Origin of the sequence: Drancourtella massiliensis, assembly GCF_016900655.1 — a bacterium.
Classification (GTDB): domain Bacteria; phylum Bacillota; class Clostridia; order Lachnospirales; family Lachnospiraceae; genus Sellimonas; species Sellimonas catena.
The window spans coordinates 45127-66469 of record NZ_JACJKH010000015.1 but is presented as its reverse complement, the minus strand read 5'-3'; the positions used below and the strand labels follow the sequence as shown (position 1 = coordinate 66469).

The following is a 21343-nucleotide window of genomic DNA, read 5'->3' as shown; positions in this document are numbered from 1 at the left end:
AAATGAGGAGGTAATGATGAGCAGACAGTTGGACAAAACGTACAATCCGAAGGAGATTGAACCGAAGCTTTATGAAAAATGGTGTGAGAATAAGTATTTTCACGCAGAAGTAGACAGGAGCAGAAAGCCGTTTACGACGGTGATGCCGCCGCCGAATATCACAGGAAAGCTGCACATGGGACATGCCCTGGACAATACGCTTCAGGATATCCTGATCCGTTATAAGAGAATGCAGGGATACAATGCCCTCTGGATTCCGGGTACGGACCATGCGGCGATCTCCACCGAAGTTAAGGTGACGAATCAGTTAAAAGAAGAGGGCATCGACAAGAGGGAGCTTGGAAGAGAAGGCTTTCTGGATCGTGTCTGGGAGTGGAAAGAGGAGTATGCAGGGACGATTGAATCCCAGTTAAAGAAACTTGGCGTATCCTGTGACTGGGACAGAGAGCGGTTCACGATGGACGAAGGATGCAGCAGGGCTGTAGAGGAAGTGTTCGTACGCCTTTATGAAAAAGGATATATCTACAAAGGTTCCCGGATCATCAACTGGTGTCCGGTATGCCAGACATCCCTTTCCGATGCGGAAGTAGAGCATGAGGAACAGGCAGGACATTTCTGGCACATCCGTTATCCGATCGTAGGCACAGACAGAAGCCTTGTCATTGCGACGACACGTCCGGAGACGATGCTTGGAGATACTGCGATTGTAGTAAATCCGGAAGATGAACGTTATACCGATATTATTGGAAAGAAAGCGCTTCTGCCGCTTGTAAATAAGGAAATCCCGATCATTGCGGATGCCTATGTAGACAAGGAATTCGGAACCGGTGCCATGAAAGTGACTCCGGCACATGACCCGAACGACTTCGAGATCGGAAAGAGACACGGCCTGGAAGAGATCAACATCATGAATGATGACGCGACGATCAATGAAAACGGCGGCAAGTACGCAGGCATGGGGCGCTACGAAGCAAGAGAAGCGATCGTGCAGGATCTGAAAGACCAGGGATATCTGGTAAAAGTGGAAGATTATGCACATAATGTAGGTGTACACGAGAGATGTAAGCAGACGGTCGAGCCGTTAATCAAGCAGCAGTGGTTTGTCAAGATGGAAGAGCTTGCAAAGCCGGCCATCAAAGCACTGGAGACAGGAGAGTTAAAGCTGATTCCGGAACGTATGAACAAAATATACCTGCAGTGGCTGAACAATATCCGTGACTGGTGTATTTCCAGACAGATCTGGTGGGGACACCGGATTCCGGCATACTACTGCGACGAATGCGGCGAAATGATTGTACAAAGAGGCGGAGCTCCGGCCGTATGCCCGAAATGCGGATGCACGCACTTTACACAGGATGAGGATACACTGGATACCTGGTTTTCCTCCGCACTGTGGCCGTTCTCCACACTTGGATGGCCGGATCAGACAGAGGAGCTGGATTACTTCTATCCGACAGATGTCCTTGTAACCGGATATGACATCATCTTCTTCTGGGTAATCCGTATGGTATTCTCAGGATTTGAGCAGACCGGAAAATGCCCGTTCCACACGGTATTCTTCCACGGCCTGATCCGGGATGACCAGGGAAGAAAGATGAGCAAGTCGCTTGGAAACGGGATCGATCCGCTGGAAATCATCGACGAGTACGGTGCTGATGCGCTCCGTCTTACGGTGGTGACAGGAAACGCGCCTGGAAACGATATGCGTTTCTATAAAGAAAAAGTAGAAGCAAACCGTAACTTTGCAAACAAAGTATGGAACGCTTCCAGGTTTATCCTGATGAATATGGAAGATAAAGTGATCAGCCGTCCGGATGCCCAGGATCTTACAGCAGCTGACAGGTGGATCCTTTCCAGAGCAAACCGTCTGATCAAAGATGTGACGGAAAACATGGATAAATTTGAACTGGGAATTGCAGTACAGAAAGTATACGACTTTATCTGGGATGAATTCTGTGACTGGTACATCGAGATGGCAAAATACCGTATTTACCATTCCGATGAAAATTATAAGGCAGCCAATGCAGCGCTTTGGACCTTGAAAACGGTTCTTGCGGACGCACTTAAACTTCTGCATCCGTATATGCCGTTTGTGACAGAAGAAATCTACAGCGCCCTTGTTCCGTCAGAAGAATCTCTGATGATGTCTGACTGGCCGGAATATGACGAAGCACTGAACTTCCCGGTGGAAGAAAATATCGTTGATCATGTCAAGGATATTGTAAGGGGTGTGAGAAATGCACGTGCTGAGATGAACGTGCCAAACAGCCGGAAGGCAAAAGTATTTATTGTTTGTGAGAATGAGACACTTTGTGAGGGGTTTGAAACATTAACAGAATCAGTGAAACCATTGATGAATGCAAGCGATCTCATCATTCAGGGAACAAAAGAGGGAATCTCTGAAGATGCGGTTTCTATTGTAGTTCCGGATGGAGCAGTGTATATGCCGCTTGAGGATCTGATTGATTTCGAGCAGGAAAAGGAACGACTTTTAAAAGAAGAGGAAAAGCTGAAAAAAGAACTTGCCCGTGTAAACGGTATGCTGAACAATGAAAAATTCATGAGTAAGGCGCCGGAGGCAAAGGTCAATGAAGAGCGGGCCAAGCTGGAAAAATATACACAGATGATGGAACAGGTTCAGGAACGTCTTGCATCGATCATGAAGTAGCAGACAAGGGGAAATCATGAAGAAAATCCATTTTAAGAAACCGGATATCAAAGGAAAGATAGAGAGACTGCGGCACCTGAGCAGAGAGGATATTAAGAACAATTTGAAAAAAAGAAAAGAACGCCGGCAGAGGATTCTGGAAGAGCGGAAAAACAGCGCTTTTTCCAGAAAAATGGCGCCGGTGTACAAGTGGATGAATATTTTTTCCCTTCCGCTTCACGCGGTTTGGGCAATGGTCATCAACCTGATCATTGAAAGTATTTCACGCCATTCTGTTTTCGCGGCATGGAATTATATGGTAGAAACGCCGCTTGTATTTCTTTACAATGCGTTTATGATTTTTGTGACATTTTCAATTGTGTATCTGTTCCGGCGGAGGGTGTTTGTTCGGATTTTGATCAGTGTATTCTGGCTGATGCTTGGAGTTGTAAACGGAGCGATGCTTTTAAAGAGGGTCACGCCGTTTAATGCACAGGACCTGAAGGCACTGACCGAAGGACTGTCCCTGTTTACCAATTATTTTGCTGTCTATGAGCTGATCATTATGGCGGTCGGTGTTGTTGCGGTGATCATATGGGTGATTGCCATGTGGCGCCGGGGCGGACAGTATCAGGGGAAGATGCACAGATGGCTCGCGCTGGCCGGTGTCGGGATCTGCTGCGGAGCATATGTGGTTTTGACAAATCTTGCGGTTGACCATCGTGTGGTATCGACTTATTTTGGAAATATTGCTTTTGCATATGAAGATTATGGACTTCCGTACTGCTTTTCTGCCAGTCTGTTCAACACGGGAATTGATAAACCGAACGGATACAGTGAAGAGACGATCGATGAGATTAACAAGGACGGAACTTTGACAAAGAGTGAAACAAGTCTGAAAGAAGGCGAGATGCCAAATATTATTTTTGTGCAGCTGGAATCCTTCTTTGATCCGACGGAGGTGGAATTCTATCAGCTCTCCAAGGATCCGATCCCGTTCCTGAGGTCATTGTTTAATGAGTATTCGACCGGATACTTCAAGGTACCGTCTGTCGGAGCGGGAACTGCGAATACCGAGTTTGAGGTGCTGACCGGAATGAACATGCGGTATTTCGGACCGGGCGAGTATCCATTTAAGACAAAATTAAAGACGGAAGTCTGCGAAAGTGCGGCAACAGCGCTTTCTGCCCTCGGATACGGAACTCACGGAATACACAATAACGGCGGAAATTTCTACAGCCGTGCGCGGGTGTACAATAATACCGGATTTGATACGTTTACGAGCAAGGAATTTATGAATATCCTTCAGACTACACCGAATAACTGGTCAAAGGATGATATTCTTGTGGAACACATCATGGACGCACTGGATTATGATGAACAGCAGGATTTTGTCTTTACTATCAGTGTGCAGGGGCATGGTGATTATCCGACAGAGAAAGTCATTGAGAATCCGGAAATTACGGTATCCGGAATGGAAGACCAGGAGAAGCAGAATGCATGGGAATATTATGTAAACCAGATCTATGAAATGGATCAGTTCGCCCGGCACCTTGTGGAAGAGGTGGAAAAAAGAGATGAGCCAAGCGTCATCGTGTTTTACGGAGACCACCTTCCGACCATGGGACTGGAGGCGAAAGATCTGAAGAGCCGGTATCTCTACAATACCAATTACGTGATCTGGGACAACATCGGACTTGAGAAAGAGGACAGAAACATACCGTCCTACCAGATTATGGCAGATGTGTTTGAACGTCTGGGAATCCATTCGGGAACGGTGTTCAACTATCATCAGCAGAGAAGGCAGACAGAAGATTATCTGAAAGATCTGGAACTTCTGCAGTATGACATTCTCTACGGAGAGCAGTACGTGTACGATGGCAACCCGCCGATCACGGAAGGACATATGAGAATGGGCGTCAAGGATGTGACGCTGAATAATATTGTGCCGCAGCCTGGAGAGGAAAATTCCTACAGTCTGTACGGAGAAAATATGACGCGGAACAGTAAGATCTTTGTCAATGGGGAACAGCAGGAAAGCAAGTTCCTCAATAACACCCATGTGGTGTTAAATGACTGCGCGTTAGAAGATGGCGATATCATTACCGTGATTCAGATGGGATCCAGCAGTACGGTATTTGCCACCTCTCAGAAATATGTCTACCAGAACGGAACGCTCACCCTGGCTCCGGAAGAGGAGCAGGATGAGCCGGCAAAGAACTGGGTGGAAGCGTTTGAAGGCACAAGCGATGAGGAATAATATGATGAATTATGAAGAAGCGGTAAACTATATTGACAGGCTTCAGATGTTTGCAAAAAAACATTCCCTGGACCATACGAGAGTATTTTTATCGTATCTGGGTATGCCCCAGCGCGAGAAAAAGATCATCCATGTGGCAGGGACTAACGGGAAAGGAAGCGTGTGCAGATATCTGCAGGCGCTTCTGACCGGAGAGGGGAAGAAGACGGGACTGTTTACTTCCCCTCATCTTGTTACGATCCGGGAGCGGATCCGTATCGGCGAAGAAATGATATCCGAAGAACAATTTGTCCGGATATTTGAGGAAGTTCGAAAAGCCGCCGGAGAGATGGAAAAAGAAGGACTTGGCCACCCGACTTATTTTGAGTTTTTATTCGGAATGGCGATGAAATTCTTTGACGAAGAAGAGGCGGAATATATCATTCTGGAGACCGGTCTCGGAGGAAGACTGGATGCGACAAACAGCATTGAACATCCGGTCCTGACCGTGATCACGTCCATCGGAATGGATCATACGGAGATTCTGGGAGATACGATCGAAAAGATTGCTGCGGAAAAAGCGGGAATCATCAAACCGGGTGTGCCGCTGATCTGCGACGCGACAGAGGAAAAGGCACTTGGTGTCCTGAAAAAAACGGCGGAAAATGCCGGCGCGGAATGTAGAGAAATCTCGGAAAATGCGTTCAAAATCATGAAAATTACGGGAAAGGATCTTGAATTTTCAACGTCAAATCGGTATGATGATACTGCAATGTGGAAACTGCCGACGACAGCATCGTATCAGCCGATGAATGCAGTGCTCGCGCTGGAGGCAATGAAGCGTCTGGTCAAAGAGCCGACGGCATCGTGGAGGAAGATTCTGGAGACGACGTCCTGGAAGGGAAGGATGGAGGAAGCGTTTCCGGGGATCGTACTGGACGGCGCACACAATATGCCGGCTGTCAGAGCGCTTGCGAAAAGTATCCGGATGCAGGAGAAATTTCGCAGTCCGGATGGAAAGCTGATCGTATTGTTTTCCGCGGTGAAGGAAAAGGACTATCATGAAATGATCCGTTTTGTCTGCCGTGAAATTCCGGCAGATTTGATTGTTGTAACAAAGATTCCGGATGAGCGGGGAGTAAATCCCGGAGAGCTTCAGAAGGATTTTGCTCAATGGACGGACAGCCGCGTGGTAGTCAAAGATACGGTAAAAGAGGCGTGCAGCTATGTCACTGCCTGCAAACGGGAACAGGATCAGGTATACTGTTTTGGTTCCCTGTACCTTGTAGGAGAAATGGAAACATTACTAAGGGAGGCAGCCAGATGTTAAATTTTGAAGAAGAACTGAAGAAATTTCAGCCAAGCCTGGAAGTAGATGAAATCGAAGAAGAGGCCTTGAGTGAGGATCTGACGGATCTGTCGGATCTTTTAAAAGATATCTTGGAAACAACGAGATAACAGAACGGGGAGATATAAATGGATATCAGAGGAGAACTGAGGTACCGGTCCCTGTACTGGTATAATGATGGATTGAGAAAAGCGAAAATACGGGACCTGACAGGAGCAGAAAACTCACTGAAAAAAAGTATTCAATTTGATAAATATAATAAGGATGCAAGGAATCTTCTGGGACTTGTCTATTATGGCAGAGGAGATGTGACGCGTGCGCTTGTTGTCTGGACAGTGAGCCTGAAGCTGGTTCCTGCTGACAATATCGCATCCGACTATATCGATGAATTCAAATCTTCCAGGGGTGATCTGGAAGCAGTCGATCAGACTGCGAAGAAGTACAACCAGTGCCTGCAGTACTGCAGACAGGGAGGGGAAGATCTGGCTGTCATCCAGCTGAAAAAGATCGTAACCGAACACCCTGATTTTCTGAAAGCATATCAGCTTCTGGCACTGTTGTATCTGCACACGGAGCAGTATGCGAAGGCGAGACAGGTGCTCAGAAAGGCACAGAAGCTGGATACGACAGATCCGATCACGCTGAACTATATTTACGAGCTGAACCGGATGCACAGAAAACGTACGTCCGGACAGAAGGATGTGAAGGAACAGCAGACCGTAAGCTATAAACTCGGCAATGAAACAATCATCCAGCCGGTGGAAACAAAAGAACGGGAAAAAGGAATGGCGTTTACGATTGCCAATATTGTCATCGGTCTTGTGGTCGGAGCGGCAGTGATGTGGTTTCTGATTATGCCGGCGGTCAATGAGTCTCAGGCAAGACAGATGAATGAAAGCATTGTGGAGGCAAGCGACCAGATCGCTTCCCAGGAGTCTGAGATCAGCGCCCTGGAAAAGGAGCTGGAAAGCTACCGGACCCAGAGTGATGAGGCACAGACGGCAAAAGAGACCGCGGAGTCTACAAAGAGCAGCTACGAGTCTTTGATGGATATTCAGACCAAATACCGCAACGGCTCGGAGTCGAATGAAAACCTGGCGGATGAGCTTCTGGCCATCAATCAGGATTCTCTTGGAGATCTGGGAAAAGAACAGTTTACAGAACTGACAGAGAGCATTTACCCGTCAGCCTGCCGGAGACAGTACAACCGGGGAGTGGCCAACTCGGATGTGGAAAACTACGAGGCGGCAATCGAGAATCTGTCGAAAGTTGTCAGGATGGACGAGACTTATGACGATGGAAACGCCATGTATCTTCTTGCTCAGGCTTATGAGGAGACAGGCGACACGGAAAATGCAAAGAACTATTATCAGAAAGTAACGGAGCAGTTCTCCGGTACATCTCTGGCGGAGGAGGCGCAGTCGGCTCTTGAGAGCCTGAATGCAGCCGGTTCGGGAAATACAGGAGAATAACAGCCGGATAAAAGATCCGATACTACAAAAGAGGATGGTGCACAGTGTGCATCATCCTCTTTTTGTTCCGGCGGACACCCCGGGAAGGCGGTGTCGTGAAAAACCGGAAAGGAAACAACGGAAAGGGGAGAGACCGCATGAAATATCAGATAGAAGAAAACTGTCTGACAATCTTTCTGCCAAAGGAGCTGGACCATCATCAGACGGAAGAAATCCGCAGGGAGGCAGACCGGCAGATTGAAAGAAATCATGTGAAATATGTGATTTTTGATTTTGGGGAGACAAGCTTTATGGACAGCTCCGGAATCGGGGTGATGATGGGAAGATACAGAAAACTGAGCCTGACCGGAGGAGAAGTCTGGGCGGCGAATCTGAATGACCGGATGAAAAAGATCCTGAAAATGTCAGGAGCTGCAAAGATTATTCGAATTTACGAGGAGGAAAGACAATGAAACAGGATACGAATGAAATGGAGATTATATTTGACAGCTGCTCGGAAAACGAAGGGTTTGCCAGGGTGGCAGTGGCATCGTTCATGACACAGCTCAATCCGACACTGGAGGAAGTGGCGGATGTCAAGACGGCTGTCTCCGAGGCGGTCACCAATGCGGTGATTCATGGCTACAATCAGGAAATACATAAAATCTACATCCGATGTGTGACAGCAGGACATGCGCTGGAAATCGAAGTACGGGACGAAGGAAAAGGAATTGAAAATATTGAAGAAGCAATGCAGCCGATGTTTACGACACGGCCGGAACTGGACCGTTCCGGGATGGGATTTGCCTTTATGGAGGCCTTTATGGATGAGCTGGCGGTGGAATCAAGTCCCGGATGCGGGACAACCGTCCGTATGAAGAAAATCATCGGCAAAGGACGTGACGGATGGATCATACCGCAGAGCTGATTGAAAAGGCACATCAGGGTGACGCGGATGCAAGAGCACTTCTTGTAGAAGAAAACGTCGGGCTTGTCTGGTGCATTGTTCGAAGATACAGTGGACGGGGAACCGAGGCAGAGGACCTGTTCCAGATCGGGAGTATCGGTCTGTTAAAGGCGATTGACAAGTTTGATCTGACATACGACGTTCGTTTTTCGACCTACGCGGTACCAATGATATCCGGGGAAATCAGACGGTTTCTCCGGGATGACGGAATGCTCAAAGTCAGCCGTTCTCTCAAGGAAATTTCCTGTAAAGCATGTCAGGCGAAAGAAGAATTTACGAAAAAGTACAACCGGGAACCGACAATCCGGGAACTGTCGGAGATTTCCGGAATCGGAAAGGAAGAACTGGTAGAGGCTATGGAAGCATCTGCCGAAGTGGAGTCTTTGCACCGGCCGGTCTACAAGAAAGACGGAAGCGAGGTGGAGCTTCTGGAAAAACTGGAAAAGGAGGAAAAAACAGAAGAAAAGATTATTGACCAGATGTTTCTATATTCCCTTCTGGAAAAGCTGGGAAAAGAGGAACGGCAGCTGATTTATCTCAGATATTTTGAAAACAAAACCCAGTCCGAGACCGGGAAAATGCTTGGCATGTCGCAGGTGCAGGTCTCGCGGCTGGAAAAGAAGATCCTGAAACGGATGAAAGAATACGGCAGTCCGCCGGCGTAAAAAAGAATCAGGCATATCCGGTATAAAAAAAGCCAGAACAGACATACTACCTTTGAAAGAAAGGAAAGGTGAAGGAGAATGGAACAGGCAAAAAGAAGAATCCGGATATGCCTGATCTGCGTTGTCACATCAGCTGTTATCCTGGGAATTCTATATTATGTAATGTCACAGCAACGGCCCGTATCGGAAGAAAACGGAACGCTTGTCAGTGTCAGCATGGAAGAAGGAGGAAACGATGGGAACATCCGGACATACACTCTATATCAAAGGGGAGAAAAATAAGGAACTGGCAAAAACAGAAGTGCTTCTTGGGGATGTGCTTTCGATGGAATGTACCGATCAGACCGTTGTCAGCCGGTTAAAGACAGTGAAACTTCTCCGTGGCTCTTTAAAGAAACGGTATGTCATATCCATTCTGGAAGTTATCTCCAGAATCCATGAGATTTATCCGAATCTCACCGTGGAAAATATGGGCGAGACAGATCTGATTATTACCATCGAAGATCAGAAAAAGAACGGGAAAGTGATTCCGTTTTTGAAAAGTGTGTTTGTACTTCTTGTAACCTTTATCGGTGCCGGGTTTTCCATCATGTCGTTTAACAATGACGTGGATGTACCAAAACTGTTTAATCAGATCTATTTCCTTGTGACAGGAAACCGGTCGGACGGCTTTGGAATTCTGGAACTGACATACTGTATCGGGATGAGCGTGGGAATTCTGCTGTTTTTCAATCACTTTGGGAAAAGACGTTTTACTGTGGATCCGACGCCGATGGAAGTGGAAATGCGGACGTACGAGGAGGAAATCGAGATGACACTGATCGATGAATACTCACGGAAGAAGGAAGAAAAAGATGTGGGTTGAGCAGATCGTTCTTGGAATCATCGGATTTTCATCCGGCGCGGTCATTGCAGGGGGAATGTTTTCTTTTCTTATCGGGCTTGGGCTGATTTCAGTGTTTGCGGACAGGACCCATACCGGGAAACACATTTTGATGTATGAAAATGCTATTGCCCTCGGCGGAATTCTGTTCAATCTGTTCTTTATCTATCAGATAAAGATACCGGCAGGCAGCTTCCTTCTGGCGCTGTTCGGTCTGTTTTCCGGAATCTTTGTGGGCTGCTGGGCCATGGCGCTTGCAGATATTCTCAATGTATTTCCGATCTTTATACGGAGGCTGAAAATCATTAAAACCATACCATATATTATCATCGGCCTGTCTCTTGGGAAAACAGCGGGAGCGCTTGTTTATTTTCTGGGAAGATGGGGCGTGTAAGGAGGGATCTGTTTGAAAGAACCGATTAACAGACAACAGGCGAAAAAGCAGAAAAGCTACGAAGAATATGTAAAGCAGAAGACACCGGTGCATAATGTCTGGAAAAACATGTTCCGTGCATTTATCACAGGAGGAACGATCTGTACGATTGGCCAGATCATTTCCAATTATGTGTCCGGCACCGGCATGGACAAGGAGATGACAAGCTGTTATACATCCATGATTCTTGTTCTGTTAAGTGTCGTTTTGACAGGACTGGGACTGTATCCAAAAATCGCGAAATGGGGCGGGGCAGGAGCGCTTGTCCCGATCACCGGATTTGCCAATTCTGTGGCGGCGCCTGCAATCGAATATAAAAAAGAAGGCCAGGTGTTCGGAATCGGATGTAAGATTTTTACTATTGCCGGACCGGTCATTTTGTACGGAATCGTCACGAGCTGGCTGTTTGGACTGATTTACTATTTCCTGCTGAAAGCGGGAATCAGCTGGTAGAGAAAGGTGGGATTGCAGATGAAAAGCGGAATGGCAAAAGGAGCGCAGAGTCTCGGATTTGCAGAGGCGCCCTTCCTGCTGAGCGCGGGAACGATTGTCGGGCAGAAAGAAAGCCAGGGGCCGCTTGGAAAACTGTTCGACGAGCATGGAGAAGACAAGGAAAATCTTTTCGGGAAAGAAACATGGGAGGAGGCAGAAAGCGAAATGCAGAAACGGGCCTGCCTGAGGGCCATACAAAAGGCGCAGATTCCGCAGGAGAAGATCCGCTTTCTGTTCGGCGGCGACCTGCTAAGGCAGGGAACGGCCACCTCCCTTGGAATTGAAAGCCTCCAGATTCCTTTATTCGGACTGTTTGGAGCATGTTCCACATCAGGGGAGGCCATTGCCCTTGGGGCGATGAGCGTGGCAGCCGGATATGCGGACTACGTTCTTGCGGTCACATCCAGCCACTTTGGAAGCGCGGAAAAGGAATTCCGGTTTCCGCTTGGATACGCTTCCCAGAGGCCCCTCTCGGCACAGTGGACGGTAACCGGAAGCGGAGCCTTTGTCATCGGAAAGGAAAAATCGAAGGTGCGGATTTCCGGAGTGACAGTCGGGAAAATCGTAGACTACGGGCTGAAAGATTCCCAGAATATGGGAGGATGCATGGCTCCGGCGGCATGTGACACCATTCTGGCAAACAGAAAAGATTTTGGCAGGGAGATGGAAGAGTATGATCAGATCGTCACCGGAGATCTCGGATATATTGGAAGCACGATCCTGTTGGAACTTCTGAAGAAAAACGGAGTGGACATTGAGGAAAGACACATGGACTGCGGGATGAAAATTTTCGATCAGAAGACACAGGATACCCATGCCGGAGGCAGCGGCTGCGGGTGCGCGGCAGTGACACTGGGATCTTATGTTCTTCCGAAAATCATAAAAGGTGAGTGGAAGAAAGTACTCTTTGTTCCGACCGGTGCATTGATGTCAACGGTCAGCTTCAATGAAGGCGAGAGCATTCCGGGCATTGCCCATGGCATTGTGCTGGAACGTGCATGTTGACAAAGGAGGAGAAACGATGGAATATTTTAACGCGTTCTGGGCAGGAGGCCTGATCTGCGCGCTTGTACAGATCCTTCTGGACAGGACAAAACTGATGCCGGGAAGAGTCATGGTACTTCTGGTGACATCCGGAACCGTGCTGGGGTTTCTGGGCGTGTATGATCCTCTGATTGAAATGGTCGGCTGCGGAGCAGGCGTTCCGCTTCTCGGGTTTGGAAACACTCTGTTTCAGGGAGTCAAAGAGGCCGTCCTGAAAGACGGATTCATCGGGATCTTTGAAGGAGGATTTACCGCAAGCGCGGCAGGAATCTCGGCGGCACTGGTCTTCGGATATCTTGCATCCTGGATTTTTGAACCGAAAATGAAAAAATAACGGAGGGAAGCCCTCCGTTTTACATAATGCAGCCGCTCTTAATCTTCTTCGATGACCTGGATTTCCAGAAAGTCAAAGTCAATACTGTCAATAAAACTGTCCTGGTAAAACCGCGCTTTGGCATGACGCCGGAACTCATTGATATTGCTGTCAAGCCAGATCGGCTGGCTTAAATCAAACTGATAACAGATCTCTTCCAAAGCCCGGAATACTTTATGTGTTCTTGTGTCGGATGAGTCGTCACAGATCACCGTATCTGACAGCATGCGGTTGTTCTTCCATGTCTTTGCCCACAATCGAAACATCCTGAAAACTCCTTTCTCTGTTTGATCATCATACCATTCTATTAAAGAAATGTAAAGTCTGTCCAGGGTTCCTTTACGCACTTTGGAAATCGTGTTACAATACAGAAAACATGCAGGGAGGAGGAAGAAAATGAAAGAACTTCTGGTCGTGATTGATATGCAGAATGACTTTGTGACGGGAAGCCTTGGGACGAAAGAGGCCTGCGGGATTGTGGACAATGTCAAAAACAAGATTGAGGAATATGTAAAGAAAGGGCAGGAGATTGTCTTTACAAGAGATACACATACAGAGCAGTATCCGGAAACTCAGGAGGGACGTCTCCTGCCGGTGGAACACTGTATCAAAGGAAACAAAGGATGGGAGCTGATTCCGGAGATCCGTCCGTATTCGGAAGGCCGCAGTGTCTTTGACAAGACGACATTCGGAAGCGTTCCGCTTGCAGAGTATATCCGGGACGGTGGATTTGATGCCGTGGAGATGATCGGTCTTTGCACAGATATCTGTGTTGTGTCCAATGCCCTCCTGGCAAAAGCGTATGTGCCGGAGCTGCCGGTCCGGGTTGATCCGGCCTGCTGCGCAGGTGTTACACCCGAAAGCCATGAATCGGCATTATGCACAATGAAGATGTGCCAGATTTTAATATAGTAGAGAAAATAATATAGAAAATGTGAAATAAATGACAAACATATAACAATATGTTATACTGTAAAATGGCGCGTAAATGCGGTAAGCATAAAAATGCAGTCTTTTTCGTGAAAGGTGGAAAAGGATGAATGTAAAAAACTATGAAGATGTAGACAGCTGGAAAACCATGATGTTTCTATATAACGCGGCATTAAAAGAAGTAGGCACAAAGCTGGAAATTTTAAATGATGAGTTCCAGCATGTACATCGGTACAATCCGATTGAACATATCAAAAAGAGAATCAAGACACCGGAGAGCATCGTCAAGAAGCTGAAGAGACAGGGACATGAAAGTTCCATTGAAAATATGGTAAAGTATATCAATGACATTGCAGGAGTCAGACTGATCTGCTCGTTCACTTCGGACATCTATCGTCTGGCTGAGATGATCGGCAATCAGAGTGATCTGAAAGTGCTTTCCATCAAGGATTATATCAAGCATCCGAAGGAAAGCGGATACAAAAGTTATCATATGCTGATCTCGGTTCCGATTTTCCTGACGGACAGTGTGGTAGACACGAAGGTAGAGATCCAGATCCGGACGATTGCCATGGACTTCTGGGCCAGTCTGGAGCACAAGATTTACTATAAGTTTGAAGGAAATGCGCCGGAGTATATCAGCAGAGAGCTGAAAGAATGTGCAAAAATGGTATCAGAACTGGACGATAAAATGCTCTCGCTGAATGAAGCGATTCTGAAATGTCTCGAGCAGGCGGAAGAGGAAAGCAGGCAGCTTGAACGTTTAACGGATCGGGACGGGAATCCGATTTTGAATGAATAGAGGAACACTATGAAATCATTAGTAATCGCAGAAAAGCCATCTGTGGCAAGAGACATTGCCAGGGTGCTGAAATGTAAGAAAAACGGACAGGGAACCATCGAGGGAGAACGGTATATTGTCACCTGGGGGCTTGGCCATCTTGTGACACTTGCTGATCCGGAAGAATATAAGCCGGAATGGAAAGAGTGGAAGATGGATGTGCTTCCGATGATGCCGAAGACATGGAAGCTTTCCGTGATCCGCCAGACAGCAAAGCAGTACAATGCGGTAAAGAGCCAGATACACAGAAAGGATGTCGGAGAGATCATTATTGCCACGGACGCAGGAAGGGAAGGAGAGCTGGTGGCAAGATGGATTCTTGAAAAGGCAGGAAATCAGAAACCGGTGAAGCGGCTCTGGATTTCCTCCGTGACGGACCGGGCCATCCGGGAAGGATTTGGACGTCTCCGTGACGGAAGAGACTATCAGAATCTCTATGATGCTGCCCGGTCCCGCGCAAAGGCGGACTGGCTTGTAGGAATCAATGCGACCCGGGCGCTGACATGCAAATATAACGCAAAGCTGACCTGCGGGCGGGTGCAGACACCGACCCTTGCGCTGATCGCAAACAGGGAGGATGAGATTCGTTCTTTCCGGCCGAAGCCGTATTATGGACTGAAAGTTTATGCGGACGGGATCTGCTTTACCTGGCAGGATGGAAAGTCCGGCAGTACGAGATTCTTTGATCCGGAGCGGATCCGTCGGATTTCCGAAGAGATCCGGGGAGAACGGCTGGTGCTGGACAGTGTGGAGAAAAAATCCAGAAAGACGTATGCACCGGGCCTTTATGATCTGACGGAGCTTCAAAGAGAGGCGAACCGTCGTTTCGGATATTCTGCCAAAGAGACTCTCAATATTATGCAGAGATTATATGAGCACCACAAAGTGCTGACCTATCCGCGGACAGACTCCAGATATCTGAGTTCAGACATCGTTCCGACCTTAAAAGAACGAATCGAGGCATGCCAGACCGGGTCGTACCGGGCGCTGGCACGTGTTCTTCATGGAAAGCAGTTTACAGCGGACAAGCGGTTTGTGGATGACAGCAAAGTCAGTGACCATCACGCGATTATCCCGACAGAACAGTACGTGGATCTGACCCATATGACTTCGGAGGAGCGTAAGATCTATGATCTTGTCGTACGCAGATTTCTGGCGGTGCTCTATCCGCCGGCTGAATTTGAGCAGATCAGCGTCAAGGCGTCGGTCAAAGGAGAACACTTTGCGGCAAAAGGCGAGACGATCCGGGAAGCCGGATGGAGAGCCGTATATGACAGTGATATCGAAGAAGAAGACGAAGATGACAGCCTGAAAAATCAGATTCTGCCGGAACTGAAGAAAGGGCAGAGCCTGCCTGTCAAAAAGCTGGAAGTGACGGAAGGAAAGACAAAACCTCCGGCACACTATACCGAGGCAACTCTTCTTACCTCCATGGAAAAAGGCGGGCTTGGAACCGTTGCCACAAGGGCGGATATCATTGAAAAGCTGTTCAATACTTTTTATATGGAGAAAAAAGGGAACGATCTTCTGATTACCTCCAAGGGCCGTCAGCTTCTGGAACTTGTTCCGTCAGATCTGAAAAAGCCGGAGCTGACAGCCAGATGGGAGAAGGAACTGCAGAAAATTTCGGACGGCAGGCAAAAAGAAAAGACGTTCATGAAAGAGATTGAGCAGTATACCAACAATGTGATGCAGGACATCCGTACAAGCGAAGCGACCTTCCGGCATGACAATCTGACAAACCGGAAATGTCCGCGGTGCGGAAAACGGATGCTGGCAGTCAATGGAAAGAACAGTAAACTGCTCGTCTGCCAGGACAGGGAGTGCGGATATCGTGAGACGGTTTCGCGGACAACCAATGCCAGATGTCCGGTCTGCCATAAACGGATGGAGCTTGTCGGAAAAGGAGAGGACCAGACTTTTGTCTGTGCCTGCGGCCATAAAGAAAAGATGGCGGCCTTTGAGGCAAGAAGAAAGCGGGAAGGAAAAGATGTCAGCAGACAGGATGTCAGACGTTACATGAAACAGCAGCAAAAAGAAGCAGAGCAGCCGCTGAACAACGCGTTTGCGGAAGCTCTGGCAAAGATGAAGATAGAATAAACCGAACAGGAACGGACGTTTCAGTAAGTACCGAACTCGTCCAGATAGAGGTCGATCTTTTTGAGCTTGCGCTCGATGGATCGGCCTTTGCATTTCCTGCTGATGGTATTTAAAAGCACCTCTGTCAGAAACTGGGCGGCACTTAGAGAATTAAAGAAAGAAGTGCTGTTGACCGGAATGGTAAACAGAATGTCGGCATATTCACTTAACAGGGCGCTTGGCTTGTCGGTAAAGAGAATCACTTTTGCGCCTGCGGATTTAGCAAGTTTCAGGGCCAGTTCGTCTATGGAGGAGTAGCGCGGGAAACTGAAAACGATCACGCAGTCGTCGGACGAAATGTCCGCCATCAGGTCAAAAGGACTGACCGATGCGGAGGCGGTATGGATGACGTGATCGGTCATGTGGTGAAGATACAGATTCAGATAGACACCAAGACAGGCATTCCCGCGGGAAGCAACAATGTATTTCCGGCCGGAAGCAAGAATCAGATCCGCAGCTGCATCCAGCGTCTCCGGACGGTTGGAGGCAAGGGCCTGCTCCAGATTGCCTAATGTATTCTGATATTCATTTGCAAGAATATCGGACGGAAGATCAAGCCGGGAAAGGGCGGCGGCACGGTCGGAAGGGACAGGGAGCCGGTCCGAGATCCGGAAGAGATCACCGTGGTATTCTTTCCGCAGCGCGTTTTGAAAATCGGTGTAGCCGGAAAAGCCAAGAGCCCGGCAGAACCGGATCACAGAAGGCTCACTGATGCCAAGTTTTTCCGCCAGCTTGGTGGAACTCATAAAACAGACCTCTACTGCATGGTCTAATACGAATGATGCGAGGGCCGACTGCACCCGCGTTAATTTTTGGTTTTGAATGAAATTCTGGATTGCTTTCATAGAGATCCTCTTTTCTGTTTGATATAGCTTGATTTAATCACAAATATCTGCAAAAGGCAAGCATGAGGGAGAAATATGCAATAATTTAAAAATTAACAATTATTGCAAATGCAATTCCGATGTTGTATCATGAATTTAGAGAAATGTAGAAAACGATACAAAGAGAATCGAAAAATTAGGCGATTCTACAAAATGAAATGAAGGAGGGCAAACGATGAAAATCGGATGTGTGAAGGAAATCAAGAACAGAGAGTACCGTGTAGGACTTATTCCGGACAATGCAAAAAGCTATGTAAACGCAGGACATGAAGTATGGATTGAAAAAGGAGCAGGACTTGGATCCGGTTTTACGGATGCGGAATATGAAAAAGCCGGAGCAAAGCTTGTAGATACAGCAAAAGAAGTATGGGACGGCGTGGATATGATGGTTAAGGTCAAAGAGCCTCTTCCGGAAGAGTACGGCTATTTCAGAAAAGATCTCGTTTTATTCACCTATCTCCATCTGGCGGCAGACAAACCACTGACTGATGCGATGCTTGCATCCGGCATGAAAGGATTTGCCTATGAGACACTGATCGAACGGGACGGAAGTATTCCGCTTCTGGCGCCGATGAGCCAGATTGCCGGAAGACTCAGCATCCAGGAGGGAGCAAAGTACCTGGAAAAGACATTCGGAGGATCCGGAGTTCTTTTATCCGGTGTTCCTGGAACACCAAAGGCCAATATCGTCATTATCGGAGGCGGATCCGTGGGAACCAACGCCTGCAAGATTGCGGTCGGAATGGGCGCCAATGTGACGATTCTTGATATCAGCCTTCCAAGACTTGCGTACCTGGATGATATTTTCGGCGCAAGGATCCAGACACTGGTAAGCACGGACACCAATATTGAAAATGCAGTCAAGGAAGCGGATCTCGTGATCGGAAGCGTACTGATCCCGGGGAAAGCGGCGCCGAAGCTGATGAAGAAAGCTTATTTAAAAGAGATGAAGCCGGGCAGCGTGATTGTGGACGTTGCGGTAGACCAGGGCGGATGCTGCGAAACGACGAAGGTTACATACCATGACGATCCGATCTATGAAGTGGACGGAATCATCCATTACTGTGTCGGAAATATGCCGGGGGCGGTACCAAGAACATCTACCATTGCTTTGACAAATGCGACACTGCGCTATGGACTTGCGATTGCGGAACACGGACTGGAAGAAGCGTGCAGAAAGAATCCGGTTATGATATCAGGTGTCAATACCTATGACGGAAAACTGACCTGTAAAAATGTAGCAGACAGTTTCCGGATGGAATATACGGATCTGGAAAGTCTTCTGTAAAAGAAAATATTAAAAAAGAATGAATGCCGGCTTTCGGACCTTCAGAATATCTTCAGTTTCTAAAGAATATCTTTCGTTGAAGAAATATGAGGACAGTGCTAAAATTACCTCATACCAGAACGAAGGAGGGATATTTATGAAAAGAACTCTGGGAACGAAGGCCGGTTTTGGGATTGGAGCATTACTGGATAGACTGCACAAACATTTTGAGCAGGATCCGAACGGACGCGATCCGGATGAGATAGATATGATTATTGTGACAGGGGACGGCGTTATCGTGAACGATTCCTACTATAATAAAGAGCAGATTAAAGAACTGGTTCAGGAAGCCCTGGATACAAAAGGACGAAAAAGAAGAGTCCGAATTGAAAGGACAGGAGTGCTCTCATGCTGGATTCCTGAAGTCGGGAAAGCGGTACAGAGAAGCGATGGATCCATTGAGATCGGCGGCATAGAGATTCAGAAAAGATCCTGGCTTCATCACGAAATAGAAAAGCTGTTTGCGGAGGAACGTCCGGCGTAAAATAGAAAGAAAAAGAGCTCTGAAAAATGTTAATAATTTTTCGGAGCTCGTTTTTTGTGTCCTTTTATAACCGTTTTTCGAAGTTTCCTTCCACCGAACAGCCTTCGGTAAAGATCATAAAGGCGTTCGGGTCAATGCCCTGGACAATCCGGCGGATCTGATTCACTTCGTATTTGGAAATCATGACGAAGAGAATATAGGATGTTTCGTTCGTGTAGGCACCGGCCCCCTCCCAGTTGGTGACGCCGCGGCCCGTCTCTTCCATGATCGCCTTGGAAATCCCAAGCTTTTTCGTGAAGATCATGACGCTCATATTGATGTTCTGGATATGGATCCGGTCACATGCTACGGAAGAAATGACTCCGTAGATCAGGGAATAGATCACGGTTTCCAGATTGAACATCAGAAGACAGATCCCGTACACAAAGACATTGATAATAGTTGCCATCTTGCCGACACTGAAATTGCGAAACTTCTTTGTAAAATAAAGGCCAAGGATGTCCTGGCCGCCGCCGGAACTGCCGCCGCGCAGTACCAGCCCGGTTCCAAATCCGGCCACCAGACCTCCGATGACACAGGAAGTCAGACGGTCATCGATGAGAGAGCGTTCCGGAACCGGGATAAAAGTAAGGGCTGCGGTTTCTACAATGACGGTGACAACGGTACGGAAAAAGAATCCGCGTCCCATTTTGCTCCACGCCAGATACAGAAGAGGCAGGTTTACGATAAAATAAATGATACCTGCGATATCGGTCTGGCCGAAAGAAAGATGCAGAGCCGAAGTTAAAAAGGTACGAATCAACTGAGCAATTCCCATGAAACCGCCGTTGTACAAGTCAAGCGGTGTAATAAACAGATTGACACCGGCTGCGAAAAGCACCCCGCCGCATACGGAGTAAAGCAGGCCTGTGATCTGTTTTTTCTGATCTGATTTTACTGACATTTCTTTTCCCCTTCCTACTGATATAAAATCCACATTCCTTCTATAATAAAGAAATGGTTCAGTACATTTTGCACTCATTCTATCATTCTGTAATCGGAGTGGCAAGTATTGTTTGAAATATAACAATAAAATTCATGTAAAATTCTCGGATGGAAGAAAAATGATTTTACAATTTCTTCATATAAAAAACTAATTTTCCGTTTCTGGAATGAAAAATCAAGAAAGAGGGAAGATATTTTACATAGATTTAACCATTTATTTTTAACAGATTTAACATTCGTGCTTTATGATAGGCACTGTCGACAAGGAAACAAGAAAAAATGTAAAATATGAAATCAGGGAGAGAAAAAATATGAAATTCAGAAAAGTTACAGCAATTATTGGAGCAGCAGTTATGATGATGTCTCTTGCAGCATGCGGAAGCAGCAATGACGGAGGAAGCAGCGACGGCGGAGACGGCGGATCTTCTTCAGGCGGAAGTATCAACGTTATTTCCCGTGAGGACGGTTCCGGAACAAGAGGAGCCTTTGTAGAACTCTTCGGTGTAGAAGAAGAAGTAGACGGAGAGAAAGTTGACAATACAACAACAGATGCAACAGTAACAAACAATACATCTGTAATGCTTTCTACAGTAGCACAGGATCCAAACGCAATCGGCTATGTTTCTCTTGGATCTCTGAGCGATGATGTAAAAGCAGTGAAGATCGACGGAGCAGAAGCTACAGCAGAAAACATTGAAAATGGTACTTACAAAGTATCCCGTCCGTTCAACATTGTAACAAAAGACGGTCTCAGTGATGTGGCACAGGATTTCATCAACTTCATCATGAGTACACAGGGACAGGAAGTGGTTGCTGATGAAGGATATATTCCGGTAGATACAACGACAGAGTACACAGCTTCCGGATTAAGCGGAACAGTTACAGTATCCGGATCTTCTTCCGTATCTCCGGTAATGGAAAAACTTTCTGAAGCATATCAGGAACTGAATGCAGATGTTAAAGTTGAACTTCAGACAAGTGACTCTACAACAGGTGTATCCAATGCGGTAGAAGGAATCAGCGATATCGGTATGGCATCCCGTGAACTGAAAGATTCTGAAACATCTCAGGGTGTAACAGCAACAGTTATCGCAACAGATGGTATCGCAGTCATCGTAAGCAACGACAACAGCGTAGATGAGCTTACAACAGATCAGGTAAAACAGATTTTCACAGGTGAAATCACTTCTTGGGATGAGGTAACAGAGTAAT

23 protein-coding genes are annotated in these 21343 nt (G+C 47.2%); 20 read left to right on the top strand and 3 right to left on the bottom strand.

The window, feature by feature from the left end; all coding sequences use genetic code 11:
• Positions 1-16: 16 nt before the first annotated feature.
• From H6A32_RS09575 to H6A32_RS09515, 14 genes are all read left to right on the top strand, one after another.
• Positions 17-2668, top strand: a complete 2652-nt coding sequence (locus tag H6A32_RS09575) for a valine--tRNA ligase (protein ID WP_204864228.1) — start codon at positions 17-19, stop codon at positions 2666-2668.
• A 16-nt stretch (positions 2669-2684) separates the two neighbouring features.
• The gene (locus H6A32_RS09570) at positions 2685-4907 is read left to right on the top strand and encodes an LTA synthase family protein (RefSeq protein WP_204864227.1); all 2223 of its coding nucleotides are present in this window, start codon (positions 2685-2687) and stop codon (positions 4905-4907) included.
• 1 nt (position 4908) lies between these two features.
• Positions 4909-6216 carry a bifunctional folylpolyglutamate synthase/dihydrofolate synthase gene (locus tag H6A32_RS09565; RefSeq protein WP_346342266.1) on the top strand — a complete coding sequence of 436 codons (1308 nt, stop codon included), beginning with the start codon at positions 4909-4911 and terminating at the stop codon, positions 6214-6216.
• Positions 6210-6344: a hypothetical protein gene (locus H6A32_RS16690; RefSeq protein ID WP_255396431.1), complete on the top strand. Its 135-nt coding sequence runs from the start codon at positions 6210-6212 to the stop codon at positions 6342-6344. Before H6A32_RS09565 ends, H6A32_RS16690 begins: the two co-directional genes overlap by 7 nt.
• Before the next feature lie 18 nt (positions 6345-6362).
• Positions 6363-7706 (top strand): tetratricopeptide repeat protein, encoded by a 1344-nt coding sequence (locus tag H6A32_RS09560; RefSeq protein ID WP_118636817.1) that lies wholly within the window; start codon positions 6363-6365, stop codon positions 7704-7706.
• 137 nt (positions 7707-7843) lie between these two features.
• Positions 7844-8158, top strand: coding sequence for an STAS domain-containing protein (locus tag H6A32_RS09555; RefSeq protein ID WP_087167746.1), 315 nt, complete (start codon positions 7844-7846; stop codon positions 8156-8158).
• A complete protein-coding gene (spoIIAB, locus tag H6A32_RS09550; RefSeq protein WP_138373325.1) occupies positions 8155-8613 on the top strand; it encodes an anti-sigma F factor in 459 nt (152 codons plus the stop codon). The genes H6A32_RS09555 and spoIIAB overlap by 4 nt, the downstream gene beginning before the upstream one ends.
• Positions 8592-9317: a SigF/SigG family RNA polymerase sporulation sigma factor gene (locus H6A32_RS09545; protein ID WP_087167712.1), complete on the top strand. Its 726-nt coding sequence runs from the start codon at positions 8592-8594 to the stop codon at positions 9315-9317. The genes spoIIAB and H6A32_RS09545 overlap by 22 nt, the downstream gene beginning before the upstream one ends.
• A gap of 78 nt (positions 9318-9395) precedes the next feature.
• Positions 9396-9599 (top strand): hypothetical protein, encoded by a 204-nt coding sequence (locus tag H6A32_RS09540; protein WP_087167711.1) that lies wholly within the window; start codon positions 9396-9398, stop codon positions 9597-9599.
• Positions 9553-10182, top strand: coding sequence for a stage V sporulation protein AA (locus H6A32_RS09535; protein WP_118636814.1), 630 nt, complete (start codon positions 9553-9555; stop codon positions 10180-10182). The genes H6A32_RS09540 and H6A32_RS09535 overlap by 47 nt, the downstream gene beginning before the upstream one ends.
• Entirely contained in the window at positions 10172-10594 is a 423-nt protein-coding gene (locus H6A32_RS09530; protein ID WP_204864226.1) for a stage V sporulation protein AB, read from the top strand. The genes H6A32_RS09535 and H6A32_RS09530 overlap by 11 nt, the downstream gene beginning before the upstream one ends.
• Before the next feature lie 12 nt (positions 10595-10606).
• Positions 10607-11086, top strand: a complete 480-nt coding sequence (gene spoVAC / locus H6A32_RS09525; protein WP_207753146.1) for a stage V sporulation protein AC — start codon at positions 10607-10609, stop codon at positions 11084-11086.
• Positions 11087-11104: 18 nt separating this feature from the next.
• Positions 11105-12130: a stage V sporulation protein AD gene (locus H6A32_RS09520; protein WP_330616766.1), complete on the top strand. Its 1026-nt coding sequence runs from the start codon at positions 11105-11107 to the stop codon at positions 12128-12130.
• 16 nt (positions 12131-12146) lie between these two features.
• On the top strand, positions 12147-12503 hold the full coding sequence (locus H6A32_RS09515) for a SpoVA/SpoVAEb family sporulation membrane protein (RefSeq protein ID WP_087167708.1): 357 nt from the start codon (positions 12147-12149) through the stop codon (positions 12501-12503).
• Between the two features lie 38 nt (positions 12504-12541).
• Here H6A32_RS09515 and H6A32_RS09510 read toward each other — a convergent pair whose 3' ends face one another.
• On the bottom strand, positions 12542-12808 hold the full coding sequence (locus H6A32_RS09510; RefSeq protein ID WP_087167707.1) for a hypothetical protein: 267 nt from the start codon (positions 12806-12808) through the stop codon (positions 12542-12544).
• Positions 12809-12938: 130 nt separating this feature from the next.
• Between H6A32_RS09510 and H6A32_RS09505 the strand changes: the two genes are divergently transcribed.
• From H6A32_RS09505 to H6A32_RS09495, 3 genes are all read left to right on the top strand, one after another.
• Positions 12939-13454 (top strand): cysteine hydrolase family protein, encoded by a 516-nt coding sequence (locus H6A32_RS09505; RefSeq protein ID WP_087167706.1) that lies wholly within the window; start codon positions 12939-12941, stop codon positions 13452-13454.
• Between the two features lie 124 nt (positions 13455-13578).
• A complete protein-coding gene (locus tag H6A32_RS09500; RefSeq protein WP_204864225.1) occupies positions 13579-14274 on the top strand; it encodes a GTP pyrophosphokinase in 696 nt (231 codons plus the stop codon).
• Between the two features lie 9 nt (positions 14275-14283).
• Complete coding sequence (locus H6A32_RS09495; RefSeq protein WP_204864224.1) at positions 14284-16413, top strand: DNA topoisomerase III; 2130 nt, start codon at positions 14284-14286, stop codon at positions 16411-16413.
• Between the two features lie 20 nt (positions 16414-16433).
• On the opposite strand, the gene H6A32_RS09490 is transcribed toward H6A32_RS09495, so the two are convergent.
• Entirely contained in the window at positions 16434-17297 is an 864-nt protein-coding gene (locus H6A32_RS09490; protein WP_087167703.1) for a MurR/RpiR family transcriptional regulator, read from the bottom strand.
• A 214-nt stretch (positions 17298-17511) separates the two neighbouring features.
• Here H6A32_RS09490 and ald point away from each other — a divergent pair, with 214 nt between their 5' ends.
• Positions 17512-18624, top strand: coding sequence for an alanine dehydrogenase (ald, locus tag H6A32_RS09485; RefSeq protein ID WP_204864223.1), 1113 nt, complete (start codon positions 17512-17514; stop codon positions 18622-18624).
• Between the two features lie 136 nt (positions 18625-18760).
• Positions 18761-19147: a hypothetical protein gene (locus tag H6A32_RS09480; RefSeq protein ID WP_204864222.1), complete on the top strand. Its 387-nt coding sequence runs from the start codon at positions 18761-18763 to the stop codon at positions 19145-19147.
• Positions 19148-19211: 64 nt separating this feature from the next.
• Here the strand turns inward: H6A32_RS09480 and H6A32_RS09475 are convergent, their stop codons facing one another.
• Entirely contained in the window at positions 19212-20090 is an 879-nt protein-coding gene (locus H6A32_RS09475; protein WP_087253431.1) for a YitT family protein, read from the bottom strand.
• 352 nt (positions 20091-20442) lie between these two features.
• Between H6A32_RS09475 and H6A32_RS09470 the strand changes: the two genes are divergently transcribed.
• Positions 20443-21342, top strand: coding sequence for a substrate-binding domain-containing protein (locus tag H6A32_RS09470; RefSeq protein ID WP_138373328.1), 900 nt, complete (start codon positions 20443-20445; stop codon positions 21340-21342).
• The last annotated feature ends 1 nt before the right edge of the window (position 21343 follow it).